Annotated in this window: 10 protein-coding genes; 6 read left to right on the forward strand and 4 right to left on the reverse strand. The window is 54.4% G+C overall.

Translation table 11 applies throughout. The features are described from left to right. Positions 1-2: 2 nt before the first annotated feature. The 3 genes from RC85_RS02860 to nadD all read right to left on the reverse strand — a co-directional run bounded on the left by RC85_RS02860 (position 3) and on the right by nadD (position 5,005). Positions 3-809, reverse strand: a complete 807-nt coding sequence (locus tag RC85_RS02860) for a hypothetical protein (RefSeq protein ID WP_068258443.1) — start codon at positions 807-809, stop codon at positions 3-5. Between the two features lie 24 nt (positions 810-833). Then, the gene (locus RC85_RS02865) at positions 834-4,076 is read right to left on the reverse strand and encodes a hypothetical protein (RefSeq protein ID WP_068258445.1); all 3,243 of its coding nucleotides are present in this window, start codon (positions 4,074-4,076) and stop codon (positions 834-836) included. 317 nt (positions 4,077-4,393) lie between these two features. Then, the gene (gene nadD, locus RC85_RS02870) at positions 4,394-5,005 is read right to left on the reverse strand and encodes a nicotinate-nucleotide adenylyltransferase (RefSeq protein ID WP_235033335.1); all 612 of its coding nucleotides are present in this window, start codon (positions 5,003-5,005) and stop codon (positions 4,394-4,396) included. A gap of 151 nt (positions 5,006-5,156) precedes the next feature. Here nadD and priA point away from each other — a divergent pair, with 151 nt between their 5' ends. Further along, positions 5,157-7,574, forward strand: coding sequence for a replication restart helicase PriA (gene priA, locus RC85_RS02875; RefSeq protein ID WP_068258447.1), 2,418 nt, complete (start codon positions 5,157-5,159; stop codon positions 7,572-7,574). Positions 7,575-7,753: 179 nt separating this feature from the next. Here the strand turns inward: priA and RC85_RS02880 are convergent, their stop codons facing one another. Then, complete coding sequence (locus RC85_RS02880; protein WP_235033336.1) at positions 7,754-8,278, reverse strand: hypothetical protein; 525 nt, start codon at positions 8,276-8,278, stop codon at positions 7,754-7,756. Positions 8,279-8,405: 127 nt separating this feature from the next. Here RC85_RS02880 and RC85_RS02885 point away from each other — a divergent pair, with 127 nt between their 5' ends. The 5 genes from RC85_RS02885 (at position 8,406) to RC85_RS02910 (ending at position 16,163) form a co-directional block, all read left to right on the forward strand. After that, a complete protein-coding gene (locus RC85_RS02885) occupies positions 8,406-12,242 on the forward strand; it encodes a protein kinase domain-containing protein (RefSeq protein WP_068258449.1) in 3,837 nt (1,278 codons plus the stop codon). A 491-nt stretch (positions 12,243-12,733) separates the two neighbouring features. Beyond that, entirely contained in the window at positions 12,734-13,735 is a 1,002-nt protein-coding gene (locus tag RC85_RS02895; protein ID WP_068258451.1) for a virulence RhuM family protein, read from the forward strand. A 185-nt stretch (positions 13,736-13,920) separates the two neighbouring features. Next, on the forward strand, positions 13,921-14,454 hold the full coding sequence (locus tag RC85_RS02900; protein ID WP_068258452.1) for a hypothetical protein: 534 nt from the start codon (positions 13,921-13,923) through the stop codon (positions 14,452-14,454). 180 nt (positions 14,455-14,634) lie between these two features. Continuing rightward, complete coding sequence (locus RC85_RS02905) at positions 14,635-15,267, forward strand: hypothetical protein (RefSeq protein WP_068258454.1); 633 nt, start codon at positions 14,635-14,637, stop codon at positions 15,265-15,267. Between the two features lie 125 nt (positions 15,268-15,392). Next, a complete protein-coding gene (locus RC85_RS02910; protein WP_068258456.1) occupies positions 15,393-16,163 on the forward strand; it encodes a hypothetical protein in 771 nt (256 codons plus the stop codon). The last annotated feature ends 307 nt before the right edge of the window (positions 16,164-16,470 follow it).

Here is a 16,470-nt window from a genome sequence, read left to right on the forward strand (position 1 = left end):
ACTCAACGAATCAACGACTCTTTTCTATTTGCACGGTCCATCTGAGCCCGCCGATGGATCCTGGGCAGGTACGAAACAAATTCGTGCGTCGATCCGACTGGCTTGAATTCTTCGGCGGTAATGTCGCCGGTATGTCCTGCCAATACCATCGCGCCCCGAACTAGGTTGACTGATTCAATGACGACGGGACTGGCGTGATATCGGGGATCTTCTGAAGGAATTGTCACCAGTGCAACGGGTCCAGAATCGGTAAAGTCCCAATCGATATCCAGCCCGCCCTTGGCCGCTTCTTTGGAAATTCCGCGAACAAATTTGTTTAGCGGCAACGGGATCGCGCCGGCGCGAAGATGGTGAAGCCGCAACGCCAACATGTTGGGCTGCTCGGTCAACTCGACCGTTGCTTCGCAGGAAATTACCGTATCGATCTGCCCGCGCTGAAAACGAACCGCTGCCAAGATACGGTCATCTTCGACTTTGATTCTGGGCTCTCTCGCACCGTAGGCCAGCAGTCTTGGGAATGCTCTTGGCAGTTCCTCAATCAACCAAGCATTGACCTGTTGATCGCTAAGAGCGGTGTTCCATCGTCCCCGTTTTGATCGGTCCGACTGGAATCGTCTCAATTCACTCTGCAGATTCCGACTTGCTTTGATCGACGGCAGGGGGCGAATCGTTTTGGCTTGCGAATAGAAGTCGGGGACGAACTTCGACTGTGCCTTTATCCAAAGTCCAGTACCGACCACAAATGCGAAAGCCAGAAACGTGCCTAGACCAAACGATCTGCAAAGAATTCGTTTTTTCGATCGGAGCATTTTGCATTAAACCGTAAAGAAGAATCAAAAGCGAAGGCGTTCCAACAACCAGACGCGATTTCGGTTCGCGACTTCAGGAACGTCTTCGATCAAGTTGGACTTCGCCGACTCCGTTGAAAGCAATGGTTTTTCCGAAGCATCTCCGGATTGATCCGACTGCTCTAACAACCGACTTGCCCAACGATTCATCAGCAAATTTGCCGACGGTGTCAAATTGCCTCGGTGCAATCCCTCGACGGCAAGAAACGCTTGTCTCTGCAGATCGGTTCGTTCCCGAGCGGTGGAAAAGTCATCATGTAAACGAACATCATCGATCCAAACCAAACCGGGCGTCATACTGTCAATCGTCAATCGCAGCGAATCGGTCGTACTTGGGTCAATTGAATCGACCTCTAATACTATACGTCTAGGCTGCCAGATTCCCGAACGCTGAATCTCCACGTCCGCACTCTTGCGAATCGGAACTCCTGCTTGCGTTCCCTCCAACGACACTCGCAGATGTTGCACTTTTTCGCTGGTTGGATCTGCTTGCGGCGGTGTACTTTTGACACTCACACCCTGATCGGGAACAGTTGCTCGATTTTGCGGATGCGGAACTGACGAAGGTTCCCCCGCAATCTGGTCGCCACGCAAAGCCATCGAAACGGCGAGACGTCCTGACGCGGGAACCTCAATCGTATCGCTAACCAACCAAGTTCGTGCCGAAACAGCTTGATCTGTTTTCAATCGAATCGACTTTGCACCATCACTCGCTTGTTCGGAATCAACCACCACGCAACCCGGTGGATGTTGGGCGTGTAACCATCCCACCAACCCCATTTCACCGACCGTCTCAAAGCTTCCGTTGTTCAATTGATCGTTGGACGCGGGATCACTGAGCATTCCCACGCGTTCAACGATTTCGGTAACATTCTTTTTGATCTGATCCACAACGCGATCACCCCCAGCGACTCGGGAACTCCATCGCCACGATGCCATTCCAACTTGCGAAGTCGGCGGGACGGGAAATCTCGATCGGAGCAATAGCGTCTGGCGAGCAGCCACATCCAAACCCTGGGTCAATTTTAGACCGTTCATGGATTCAAAAGACCCATCATCAATGCGTTCCCAAAGCACCGCATCACTTAGCAATGCCTCAGCGCCGGCCGCACCGTTTGAATCGTTAAGCGATTCCAATTGAATGATGCTGTTCCACGGTGCCAAATTGGACAATGAAATCAACACACGGTTCTCAACGATCGCCTGATCGATTTGGCATGTCCCGTCACCGGGATCCAACGGTTCAAGTTGCTTGACAGAACTGACTGGCAACGCTTCAAAGGATTTACTGATTCGATTGAGTTGGTCGTCGACCGTGCCTTTGACGACTGCTTCGTCGATCACGACGACGCTTGGACTGGATCGATGAATGATCTCGAACAAGCAGCCCGCAGGATCCTGCCGCGCGATCGGATCATCGATCACTGCAACGCCTGTCATTCGGGGTGACCCCGCGGACGAGAAATCGCTTGCCGGGCGGACGGAACCCGAGAAATCAAAGTTTGCAACCAGGACCGCGCCTTCAATGCCGGCGATGTCTTGTTGAGTTTTCTCATTCAGTCGGCCATCCGTACGAACCAACAAACGTTTCGTTCGACTAAGTTTTTTCAGAACATCAAGCGTGTCTTTTGTTACCTCCGAAGACTGATCCATCGTGATGACGAGTCCATCAAAGCAGCGAAATTCACTGAAGCGTTTGATTGTTTGCTGCAACGAATCGGCTTGATTGCCAACCAGTGATACTTGTGGCTTGATCGCAATGTCAAATCGCTCGAACACGTTCAGCACGACGGCTTCGCTGTCCGCTTCTTGGTCATCGATCGCTGTGCTTGGCGACGAAAATTCAATCGGTGCAACCGGAATCGACAGTGACGATGCTCCCATTGCTTGGGCCTGTTCGACCACACGATGAGCGGCCAGCCAAGACTGATGAAGACCAATCGATCGGGGTTCGCAGACGGGTGACTCATCGACGGATTGCCAGTCTTCCGTCCAAGTCTGTATCCAAGAAGGATCTGAAATGGACAACACAATCCCTCGCATCATCGGCCCACCGACAGACTTCCGATAAACCAGATTCGTGGAAGTCGCTGGTCCAGCGGTGACCGTGATGGACTCAAAGGCAACGGGATCCGATTCATTCAAATTTGTTAGCCAAACTTGATCGTCTGGTTGTGGGTAATACAGATAAGTTCGAGTCAACCAGCGATCGTCGGATGCAGTTCGCGAAGGATCATCACCCTGATCATTCGTCGCTTGTCCATTCTCGTCCTGGCGATAGGCACCAAGATGGCTCACAGAATCACGTGACTGAACAAGCGATGAGAATCTTGATTGAGTCTGATCGGCTCCGTGTCCTAAATCGATTCGCAATCCGCGGGCCTGATCACGCGGACACCGAATCGTAATCCGATGTGGGTAACCGATTGCCATGATCGGCAGCTTGGCTTGAAAAACGCTTTTGGGTTGCACGATGGAAATCGATTCGCCATCAGCCTGACCTTTTTGCAGATTGCCCTTCACGTATCGCACGCCGGGAATCAAACGGGCGGCGGAATCGGGCAACCATTGCCCCAGTGCCATGGCAGTATCCGAAGGACGAATTTCGCCGATCGTTTGCCATGAAGTTGATTGTCGCGATGAAAGTGGCGACACAGCCGAAGGTGGCAATTGAACTAACATAGGAACCCGCAATTCCTCCAACACGATCTCTTTGGGTCGCAAACGAGCCCAAAGATTGTCACTGCGTCGAACGAGTTGAAAACGAACTTCGTAAACGCCCGCTTCCTTGGGCGAACGATCATCCAGAGAGATCGTTTGCGATTGTTCTGTTTCAGCGAAGAGGATTTCACGTCGGCCGGACAGTACCTTGTGCCCCAAACCGGCTTGGTGGACCGAGTAAGAAAGCGTCAGAGGGTCATCATCGATATCAGCCGAGTCAGAGCTGGAGGTGGCTTGAATCTGAAAAACCCACGGCATCTTCTCATTGGCCTGCACAATTCTCAGCGACTTGCCCGCGACCAAACGGAGTCTCTTTGCTTGGGAATCGGTATGTATTGAATCGGCAGCAGACTCAGCACGATTCTGTTCGGCAACGTGCCCTTCGTCAGCGAAACAAATGGGTTGAAAAGCAGCCGAAATCCAAAACGACAGCAAAAACGACCACCGCAGAGACGTGCTCGCCCCAAAAGTTAAGTGATATTGGCCAAGACTTTCTTGTCGCGCCACGTTAGCTGGTCCGATCGTAAACTAGAAATTCAAATGCGGAGACCCTGCGAGATATCGCAGTGTTTCAGATATCGCAGTGTTCCAGCACCGAACTAACAAACTGACCCGACCTGGGTAAAGGCAAGAAAATTCCGCCCCAAAGATTGCTATCAAATGTTGGCTTAGAAACCATCACGAAACAACGCCCCAATATCCCAACCCGGACGCGTAAGCGAGGGATCCAGGCTGCAGCGATCCCTCGCTTACGCGTTCGGGTTGGGATTTCGATGCGTTTTGCTTTACCTGCAAATGCAATGGAACGGCCGATTCTAATTCGGTTACTGATATGGCTTTTCGCTGCGGATGAACGCCTCCACCGCGGCTGGAACCTGATAGCGAACGCTTTTGTTTCCCAGGATTCGGCGTCTTAGATCGGTGCTGCTGACTTCGATCAATGGCATCGGCACCACGCTGTTCTTGACCGTTTGCAGGCGGGCGTCATCACAAAAACGCTTGAGGATCGAAACATCAATCTCCGCATCGCCGCCTCGCTGAATCACGGCTAGGGTTGCAAGTTCCAACAACTGTGATGGTTGATGCCAACGATCAAAGGAAGCGAGCGAATCACTGCCGACGATTAAAAACAATTCATCATCAGGATGCTGTTTTTGAATTTCGGCAACGGTATCCACCGTATAGCTGACTTCGCCACGAGCGATCTCGCGATCATCGAGCACGAAAAACGGATTCCCCGAAATCGCCAATCGCACCATCTGCAATCGATGATCATCCGACGCGACGGGGCCATCGGGTTTTAGAGGCGACGTCGCAGCCGGAATCCACCGCACCTGATCCAGCGACAATTGTTCCCGCGCCGCCTCGGCAATCCAAAGATGCCCCAAATGTACCGGATCGAACGACCCACCAAAAATTCCAATCCGCTGCGGCACCAGTTGAGTTCCTTTTGTTTGACTTTCATTCGTCCGACAATCCACGCTTCTGGACCAATGTAACGTTGATCCTGACTTCTTTGTGACCAGACGTGTCCGACGCGTCGCGATGATGAATCTAACCGGGTCCGAATTCCTGACGAGATTCACTATGTTGACTGATCAAGCACAATTTCCAAAAGACCTTTTACCCTCCGCGATACCCAGTTTAATGTCGGACCCGTTGGACGAATTCGAGAACATGCCGCCCGCTGATAAAGGTCAGCAGCCAGGACATCAGAAGCAAGAGGAATTGTTTGAGACCGCGCCCCCGCCCTGGGAATTGGCGGTCCAGGATGACGTCGCGACGGCCACGATTGTGTTCAGCGAAGCGCCGCATGGGCCTTACGATTACCGCATCCCAGACGAAATGCGGGACGACCTGAAACCCGGCATGCGGGTGAAGGTTCCGCTGGGGCATCGCAAGAAAGCCATGATTGGTTGGTGTACCGAAACCAAAATGGGTTCCTCGGCATCGCGAACGCTGCGCGATGTCAGCGAGGTCTTGGATGACGATCCGCTGTGCGACGCCCACTTGGTGCGGTTGGTGATGTGGATGAGTCACTATTATCAGGCACCCGCCGGCCAAGTTTTTGACACGCTGATCCCTTCGAGCGTTCGATCCAACGCGGGAACACGCGAGCGAACGTATTTCAAACTGACTCGCCGTGACATCGAAGACGAATTGATTGAATCGTTACCGCCCAAACAACAGCAAGCGATTCGTTTCCTGATCATGTCAGGCCGGCCGATGACGTCGGCTCAAGTCATGATCGGAGCCGATTGCACGATCAGTCCGATCAAGTCGCTGGAAAAAAAGGGCTTGGTCGTTTCGGAAGCTCGTCGTGAAATGGCGACGAGTACACCGATGCGATGGCAACTCGACGACGGCGAAACTGAAACCAAACATGAATTGACCGATGACCAGTCGGTTGCGTTGGGGAAAATTAAAGACGCGGTGGATGCCGAGGAAGGGAAAGCGTTATTGTTGCATGGCGTCACCGGCAGCGGCAAAACCGAAGTCTACATTCGCGCAATCGAGCACGTTGTCAAGTTTGGTCGCAGCGCGATCGTATTGGTTCCTGAAATATCGTTGACACCGCAGACTCGCGGCCGATTCGAACGTCGGTTCGAGGGCGTTGCCGTCCTGCACTCGCAAATGACGCCAGCCGAACGCCATTTCCAATGGCAACGAATTCGTCGAAACGAAGTTCAGGTGGTGATTGGTCCAAGGTCCGCCGTATTTGCTCCGCTGCCACGTCTAGGTCTGATCATTTTGGATGAAGAACACGACGGGTCGTTCAAACAGGGAACCGCGCCGCGGTACCACGCCCGCAAAGTGGCACACGCGCGAGCGATGTCGCTGAAAATCCCGATCATCCTGGGCACGGCAACACCGTCGCTGGAATCCTGGCACGCTTGTTCGACCGGTCACGCTGATTTGATCTCGATGCCGTCGCGAGTTGGCAATCGGCCCATGCCCGACGTGCAATTGGTGGATTTGAAAAACCGTGATGATCGCACGTCCGGTGCAATCAGTCGTCCGTTGCATCAGGCAGTGGTGGATACGCTGGAGGAAAACGGTCAAATCATTTTGCTGCTCAATCGACGCGGGTTTGCCACGACGATTCAATGTCCTTCGTGCGGTCATGTGGTTTCGTGTCCCGATTGTGACATGCCGCTGACGCATCACCGTGATGGTGGCAAGGCGGTTTGTCATTACTGCGATTACACGATCGGAACGCCACCCTGGTGCCCGGCATGCCGGTTTGACGGAATTCGCTACGGTGGCCTCGGGACGCAGCGTCTGGAGGTCGAGGTCAAAAGTCGGTTCCCTGGCGCGAAGGTCGCACGCATGGACAGCGACACGATGCGCCGGCCTGGCAGCCACCAAAAGGTGCTTTCCGCGTTCCGATCGGGCGAAATCAATATCTTGTTGGGCACGCAAATGATCGCCAAAGGACTGGACTTCCCCAACGTGTTGTTGGTGGGAGTGATCAATGCCGACAGTGCCCTGCACTTCCCCGATTTCCGTGCCGCCGAACGGACCTTTGGCTTGGTGACTCAGGTCGCCGGTCGCACCGGACGCGGCGACCGTGGCGGGCGAGTGATTGTGCAAACTTTTTCACCCGAACACCCGGCGATTCAAGCTGCATCACGCCACGATTATGAACAGTTCGCCCATGATGAAATGAACGCTCGGCGAAAGTTCAACTACCCGCCATTGGGCAGCGTTGCTCGAATCATCATTCGTGGCGGCGTCGAAGAGGTCACTGAATCAACGGCGGAGTCTTTAGTACGCCACTTCGAATCCGCACGAGACAAACTCGGTCACGAAGTCCGCATCTTGGGCCCGGCTCCGCCACCGATGTCAAAGCTGAAAGGGAAGTACCGCTTTCACATCCTGTTGCAAGCCGTCGCATCAGGGCCTCTTGGCGAGGTCATCCGAACGGCGACCGACAAGTTTGTCATTCCAGAAAAAGACGACGTGCAATACGTCGTCGATATCGATCCCATGGAAATGCTTTGATCGCGGAACAGAGCTTGTAGGCCGTCGCGAGTGAAGCGAGTTACGGCATTGATCGTGAAGCCGTGTGTCGCGGAGTTCCGCACGGCCTACGTCCTGGAATTGACCAAGATAAACGCAAACAGCCTTGCATCAATTCTGATGCAAGGCTGCGAGTGTTAGCGTTGGGCCTGATTGAAAGTTCATTGGCCGTAGTAGACAGGTTGGTTGGAGTAGACCGGCTGAGTCGTGTAGATCGGTTGGCCCCAACGGTTGTCTACGGCACGCGATCGTGAACTGCTGAATTGCCCAAAGTCGGCAACGGACATCGAATCGGCTCGGGCGTTGGACCATGTTCCGTTGGCTCGTGCGATTCCGGTACTTCGCGAGAAACCGCCAAGGCTAAGTGCGGTCGAGTCGGCTCGTGAACGTGCTCCCCAGCCGTTGGCGTGGGAACGTCCGTTGCTGATTGCGACGCCGCCGGCTGCGATCGCGGTGCTGTTGCCGCTGGCGAATCCGCCGTTGCGACCACTGCCTCGCATGCTGGCTCTTGCGTATCCGCCGCCCGTGGCGAACGAGGTTGCGTTGAGCCGTGTGTTGCCTCGGCCGCTGGCGGTCGAGATCGCTGTGCCGCCGGTTGAATAGCTGCTGGCGGTGACTTGTGCGTCAACTTCGCTGGCGATCAGGGAAAGAGCGGCAACAGCGAGGGTCAGGATGCGAATGTTCATGGTCAGGGTTCCTTGGTAAATGTTGTAAAGTGTCGGATGGTGGGAAGGTTTTGTTGTCTTCACCAGTACCTGCGGGCAGTTGCCGAAAACCCCTTAACGATTTCTGAGAAATACTTTGCCGGACCCAATGAAGCACGATCAAACGCAGCAAATTGCCGAAGCGATCTTCTTGGAAGCCGTCGAGATGCCAGCCGACGCCCAAGCCGCGTTCATTGCGTCGAAGTGTGGCGATGACCCGAAGCTGAAGGCGATCGTGGAGTCATTGTTGTTGGCCGATGCAGCCGCAGGCGACGACGACTTTCTAGCATCCAAGTTTTTGAATTCGCCGAATTTGGACGAAGGGAATTCCGCGAATACAACGCCACCGTCGAATGCTTCGGCAAGCGAAGCGGATCGTTTTGAGATCCTGATGGTTCACGATCGAGGCGGTCTCGGCGAGGTTCTATTGGCCCGGGACCGGCAATTGGGACGTGACGTGGCAGTTAAACAGATCCTTCACAAATGGCAGGGGCATCAAGAAGCCGGTGCGAGATTTCTGCAAGAAGCCGAGGTCACCGGTCGGCTGGAACATCCCGGCGTCGTGCCTGTTTATGCGATGGGCACTTGGCCCGACGGAAGACCGTTTTATGCAATGCGGTTCATCGAAGGCAAAACGCTCAAGCAGGTCATCCACGACCATCGGGAAGCCGGCAACACCGTCGCACAACTGCGTGGATTGCTGAACCGATTCATCGACGTATGCAACACGATCGAATACGCCCACAGTCGCCGCATCATTCACCGCGACATCAAACCATCCAACATCATGGTCGGCCCCTACGGCGAAACACTGGTCGTCGATTGGGGGTTGGCCAAGATGTTGGAATCTGATTTTGATGATTCATTGACGGCTCAATTTATCGAGCAGCTTGGCGAAGACCGAGTCAAAAGTGAATCCAGTCGCACGCGGATTGGTGGGGCCGTCGGAACACCGCAATACATGAGTCCCGAACAAGCGAGCGGCAAACTTGATTCGATGGGCACCCGCACGGACGTCTATCTGCTGGGTGCGACGCTGTATCAAATCCTGACCGGAAAACCGCCGCACAATGAAGAGTCGATTGCCAAGTTGATCGACCGGGTCAAGCAAGGGATATTGATTCCACCGCGTCAGATCGATGCCAGCATTCCTGCGACGTTGGAAGCGATTTGTTTGAAAGCGATGGAAACCGATTCGATCGATCGATACGCGTCTGCATCTGAACTTTCGCAAGACATTGAACATTGGCTTGCCGATGAACCGGTTTCCGTTTTCACTGACCCAATCGCGTCACGAATGGGACGTTGGATTCGCAAGAACCGCACCTTGGCGATGAGCGGCGGTGTCGCGGCGACACTGCTGACGATGAGTTTAGTGTCAGGTTCGATCCTTTGGAGTTATCAGCAGGCCCGAAATTTCAAACTGGAAAAAGAAAGAACAGCAAAAGCAAACCAGCTACTCGCCAGCCAAACGCAGCGGCTAACAGAGACACGGGAATCGGCTGAATCTGCCTGGCAAATGTCCAGCCGAGAAATCGCAGCCGACCGACTCGATTCTGCTGTTGCGATTCTACGTCGAGCCAAAAAAACGCTCAGCTCGAACGACACAGCGGCCACATCGACGGTTCCGCAAGATTCCCAATTGAAAGAACAAAAAGAACGCATCACCGCACGGTTGCAACGGCTTGAAAAACTGACTGACTTCTATCAGCAATCGGAACTCGGCCAACAGTACAACGTGATGAGCCGCGACACCGAGGGCATCATGGCATCGACGGCGGCACTGAAATCACTGGGCGTTTGGGACAAACCAGATTGGTGGATGCATCTGCCGCAGCAGGATCTGAATCCAGACCGCCGCGATCGATTGCGTTGGGACGTGTATCAAACATGGTTGATGCTGGACGGCATGTTGATCAAAACAATCGGAACACGTTTGTTTGGCGTGATGCAGGAAGGCGGCGGCGGACGTTTGCTGCGAGCGTTGCGGCGGATGCAATCGGGTGCTGGAATCGAGGAAGCGGAAGCGGCGATCGTGGTCAGCGACCGAATCGATTACTTCCGACAATCCGAATCGGCGCGTTGGTATCGCGGCATCGCGCGATACCGAACTCGAACCGGTCGGCGAATCAAGGCCGAAGATTTGCTGACGCCTCGCAACGCACCCGACGCACAGAAGATGGGCGTGCTGTGCTTAATTTCAGCCATGGATCCGTCGTTTCGCGTCGTCTTTCGCGACTACAAAAACCAGGATCCTATTCTGGCGGGACGGGACCTGTTTCAACGTTCAGCGTCGCTGCGTCCCGATCATTATTGGACGCAGCTAAATCTGGGCCAGATGCAATACTTCATCGCAAGCCGCGAAACTGAACCATCATGGCTCAGCTACCAACCCGCGATTCAAACCATGGGGCGGTGCATTGCGATCAACCCAAAATCCTGTTTCGCCTTCGCCGACCGGTCATCGCTATTTCGATTTCAGTACGAAGCGATCGAGAAAGAACTGGATTCCGCTGACGATTCCGAAGGAAACAGAATCAGACTGCAAGAACAGCAAAAGGAATTGTTGCTGTGGAGTATTCAAGACGCCCAAACGGCGTATCGGCTCGCCAAAGATCATGCGTGGGTCGGCTGGACGTATGGCATGTCGCTTGCCACGGCTGGCCAACATGACGAAGCGAGGAAGCTGTTCTTGGAAGCATCCACAAAAACGTTTCCGCTGCTTGAATCCGCTGATTCAAAGCTAATCGCGGCTGATGACATTCGTGGCCGACAAGAGGCAGCCGAGTACACCGCAAAACAGATCCAGCAAAACCCGGATCAGTTGCAATTGCGAACGCTGCTGGCTTCGATTTGTCTGAACCAGCAAAAACTAGACGATGCGATGGAGCATATTGAGGTATCGCTGGCTAGCCCTGACGCATCAGCGCATGCGTATGCCGTGCGTGGGATGTTGCGAGTCGATCGTGAAGACATTGACGGTGCGATGGAAGACTTCAAAGCAGCAGGCGATAAGGATGCTTCCCATGTTTGGGCGGTGTATGGGTTGGCGGTCTGCGAAGATCTCAATGGCAATCATCCGGCTGCGTTGGATTTGTTTCGTCGTGCGACCAAGTTGGCAACGGGCGACGAACATCGGGCGGCATGCATGTTGGGCGTGGGGCGAGTGCTGGCAATGCTTGGCCGTTACGAACGAGCGCTCGCTGCGTTTGAATCGGCGCAGGACTACCAGGCGGCGTGCAACATTGCCGAAGCAGCAAAACCGCTGGTGGCCCGTTTTCGAGATTTGCGGTCGAGATCGGTCAACGCCAAGGAAACCGAGGCGTTGGAATCGTTCCTTAAATCGCTCGCGAAATTGCCGCGTGCAACCAAAGTCGATATCTCCGATTCAACCGATGGAAAACCAATGCGGGCATCGCTTCTGAATGGTGATTTCGAAGTTGGTCAAATGCGTTACTGGAATCACGAAAACGGAATCCGCTGGTTAAACTCACCGGGCTACGCCGCAACTGCCAAGGTCACTCAAAAGCAGGCTTATCGCGATCAGTATTCCTTGCATGTTGTTGGCGACGATTTGCCCAGCGATACCGAACGCGAAATTGACAAATCAGACGCAAGCGGCAGCACATCACAAACATTCCCTATCCCAGCTCAATCACGATGCCGACTTTCGGTTTGGGTCAAAACAAAAGATCTCGAACCCGATTCAGCTCGATTGGAAATCCAAGTTGCTGATCGGCCACCGACCATGCTGCGAGTGCCGCAAGGTCAGCAAGACTGGACGGAATTGTCAGCCGATTTCGACGTTGGGCCATCCGCCGATCCCAGCCTAACGGTGGCTGAGGTGGAGCTGAGAATCGTCTCGGCCGGTCCCGGCGAAGTCTGGTACGACGACATCGAGGTATCCGTCATTCCGTTGCCAGAAAACGAAGTCGTTGATCAGTGAATCGATCAATCAATCCTCGCGAGTGATTGTGTTGGTCAAGGTGCGTCAACTCTCCTGCAAAGGAGTTCGCGGAGTTTGATTGGTCGGCCAAAACGGTTCTGGGCAATCAGTTGCTATCTCCTTGGCCGATCAGACGCTCGCGAAATTGGATTGCCATCGTACGCACGGACTTCAGAAAAGCCGAGCGCGAGCAGCTTGATTGGAGCGTGAAGCGAGGTGTTCCCTTTGGTGGAGAAAATTGGGTAGACTCCAACGCACACAAGTTCGATTTAGAGTCAACGATGCGACCACGAGGACGCCCCAAGAAACTGAAGTGATGACCATTGATTGAAGCTACCGAAACAGCCAATTCGGTGTCCGACACCTTTTCAGAGACCACCTTTTCAGAGACACGAACGCATCTACATCGGACGCCGATTTAAGAACGACACCGAACGCCTTGAAATGCTGTTCGCGATGTACACCGATATGACCAGCAAGAAGGCGAAGGCATGAGCGATCTGATCCTGTACACGTCTGAAGACGGGGAGAGTCGGCTGCAGTTGCGAGTTGACAGCGGCACGATTTGGCTGAGTCAAGCTGAGATTGCCGAGCTATTCCAAACCACCAAGCAGAATGTTTCTTTGCACGCCAAAAACATCCTGGAGGAGGGCGAATTGCGGGCTGATTCAGTTGTCAAGGAATCCTTGACAACTGCCGCCGATGGCAAGAATTACCGCACAAAACAGTACAACCTCGACCTGATCCTGGCCATCGGCTTCCGTGTCCGCTCGCCACGCGGCACCCAGTTCCGCCAATGGGCGACGACTCACCTTCGCGATTATCTGGTCAAGGGTTTCGTGATGGATGACCAGCGTTTGAAAGATCCCGGCGGCTGGGACTACTTCGATGAACTGCTGGCTCGGATTCGCGAGATTCGAGCGTCCGAGAAACGGTTCTACCAAAAGGTTCGTGACCTGTTCGCCCTCAGCAGCGATTACGGTCTCGACGAACGGGCCACGCAATTGTTTTTTGCCGAGGTACAGAACAAGCTGCACTACGCGGCCACGGGGCAAACCGCCGCCGAGTTGATCGTTGGCCGCGCCAACCCCAGCGAACCAAGCATGGCGTTGAAGAACTGGAAGGGTTCGCGTGTGCGGAAGCAGGACGTGATCGTTGCGAAGAACTATCTGACTCAGGACGAAATCGACACGCTGAATCGCTTGGTCGTGATCTTCTTGGAACAAGCCGAATTGCGGGTGAAGAAACGCAAGGATCTGTCGCTCGATTTCTGGCGGCAGAACGTCGACGACCTGTTGCGATTCAACGACCAAGCGGTGCTCGAAGGATCCGGCAAGGTTAGCCGAGAAGAGATGACTCAAGTCGCCCACGATCGCTATGACTCATTCGATGCCCAGCGACGGATCGCGGAAGTGGCCGAGGCGGATGCGGAAGATCTGCGGCAGATTGAGGAACTGGAGCAGGAACTCAAACGGAAGAAACGAGACACATAAACCACCCTGGCACCCTGCTTCGGGGAACGAACAAAACTACCCTGGCTCCCCTTTCCCCGAAAACGCTGAAAATGCTTTTTAAGGAATTTCTTTAAGGGTTTTCTGCGGAGGTCTCGCAGGTGTTGGTGAGGCGGCTTGATTGAGTCGTCCAAACCACCAACTTCTTCATACCCGCGAGAAAAACGATGACCCTCTCCAACACCAAGAAAACCCTACTCGGCTGCGTCGCAACCCTGATGATCGCCGCAGCAACCGCGACACCCGCATCGGCTCAACGGGCCAGTACCTTTGTCGATATCTTCCGTGGCGGTGCCGAAGCCGGAGCTTCGGCGGACGGCCAATTAAAGTTCGCCAAATCAAAAAGCAGTTCGAGGAACGGCGTTCAATTCGGTCACGGCTTCGCGGTCGGTGCCGGCCCCAACGGAATCGCCCTGTCGAATTCGATCGGTGGCGGTGCTGGTCCCTTGGGCGTGGCCCACAACATGAACATGACGATCAGCCCCAACGGAACTCACATCAGCCATGGCGGGGTGGTTTCCCAAGGCGGAAATCGACGAGTGACGTCCGGCGGTAGCACTGGCATTCAGAACGGCCAAGTCTACGGCGGCAGCGAATCCACCGGCCACGGCAACCGAACGCGAGCTTGGTCGAACAGCCGCACCCGAAACTGGACTCAACCGAGCTCCTTCCAAGGTGGCCGAATCTTCCGCCGCAACTAGATCCCAACCGCGTTACGTCCAACCAGCCGTTTTAATCACTCTAGTGAGCCGCGACGCGTAAGCGGCCGGGCATTCCGGGCATTCCTCGCATTCCGGGCATTCCTCGTTGCCCGAGGCCTTACGGCCAGCGGCTCACAAACCCATTCAAAACCATTCAAACTATTCACAACGGAAACTCAAATGTTCAACTCAACTCACTCGATCATCCTGTCAATCGTTCTCACACTTTCAGTGCCCACCATCGCTCGATGTGATGACGCCGTCACGACGAATTCGCAAACTTCCAACTGGAATATCGAATTCGAACCCGTACCAGAAATCCTTCGCCTGCACTGTCCTCCGCTGCAATCAGGACAAGGACTAGTCGTCAAACGCATCGGCGATGATTTCGATGCACAATTTCAACTGAATGCTGGCGACATTCTGTTGTCCGCGTCAGGAATCGCTATTCGCAACGTTGGTGATCTACCGGGGCAAGTTCCCGCTCATGTGATGGTGATGCGTCGCGGACAGATCACCCCGCTGGGTCAAGGCCGACGCTTTTGCGGTTGGAATGGATACCGACCTGGATTCATGAATCCGGCAATGATGCAGCAGCGGCAAGGCGGTGTTTCCGCATCCTCTTATGCCGACGGCAACGAAAGCGTTTCGGTTAGCCAAAGCGGGAATCAGATTTCCCTTGATATGTCGCTGCCGGGACTGGATGCGGGGAACATCAGCTATCGAGGAACGCGTGACCAGATTCAACGCGAAGTTGAAAGCAGCAACTTGCCGCCTGCAGCCATCCAGCGAGTGCTCGAAGCGATTCAGTAATGACCATGCGTGCACCGCATGATCCTTTCTGCCAACAATTTGTTCGTCTTGTTGGAGTTTATGAACTAACTTTTAGCTGGCGAATCTCTTTGCCAGCGTCGCGTTTTTAACCGCAGGAACTTGCAATGAAAAATACGAAATCCAGCGTAGCTGATTCAGAATCCAGTGAAGCCGATTTGTCACCGCCGATCGAATCGTTGATGGAACAGTTTCAGAGCGGACGATTGGGCCGCCGAGATTTCTTGCGAAGTGCCGTCAAAGCGGGCGTGTCGTCCGCGATCGCTTACTCGCTGCTCGGTCAAGCCACCGCGAAGGCGCAGAACGTCACCACCTACGCCGTCGGTGAAGAATCGCAAACTTTGCCGCAACCGCCGGGCAATGTAAGTCCGCCCAACCAGAAACCAACGACCTACGCAGTTGGCGAAGAATCACAAGTCACCGGTGCCTATGGTGAAGGACCACCGAAGCCAACGACCTATGCAGTTGGCGAGGAAGGTCCACCGGTGAATACGACGCAGGCAGTTGGTGAAGAAGGTCCACCGGTTTACACGACGCAGGCCGTTGGTGAGGAACAACCACCACATTGCAATCGTCCCCAACCGACGACGCGTGCGATCGGCGAAGAATCTCCGTCGCCAGTAACCACGTATGCCGTTGGTGAAGAGAGCCAACCGACCACGCAAGCCTACGGTGAAGAAAGTCCAGTTTCGCCGCCGACCACGGGACCACCACCAACGACTTGGACTAGCGGCGAGGAAAGTCCATCGCCGCGTCCAACAACCCAAGCGGTTGGCGAAGAGAATTCCGGCGGACCTCGGTCCACCCCGCAACGCCAAATCGAATCGAACCTGCGAAGCCGAATTCCAAAGATCTGGAAAGGTTTTGGACGCTGGTAGGGCAGCATTCCAAATTAGGTAGGCCGGAACAAGGAGTCTTCGACGCAGTTCCGGCAATCCGCGCCAACGCAGCATGCCAACACAGCATGCCAACGCAGCATGCCAGAACAGCGCCGAAGCGGCTCGTTACCGGCCTACGTCCTAACCTACCGAACACTCGCTGTCGCTCGGTTCGTACACGCAACGCCGCTCCGCAGCTTTTGCTTTGCACCCGAAAACCACGCTGACATGGAATTCTAGCCTGTGTTGAACGTAACCACAGGCTAGAAGCCCATGCCACTTTTTCTGACCTCCAGTCAGCTCTCGA

Source organism: Rubripirellula obstinata (assembly GCF_001642955.1).
Classification (GTDB): domain Bacteria; phylum Planctomycetota; class Planctomycetia; order Pirellulales; family Pirellulaceae; genus Rubripirellula; species Rubripirellula obstinata.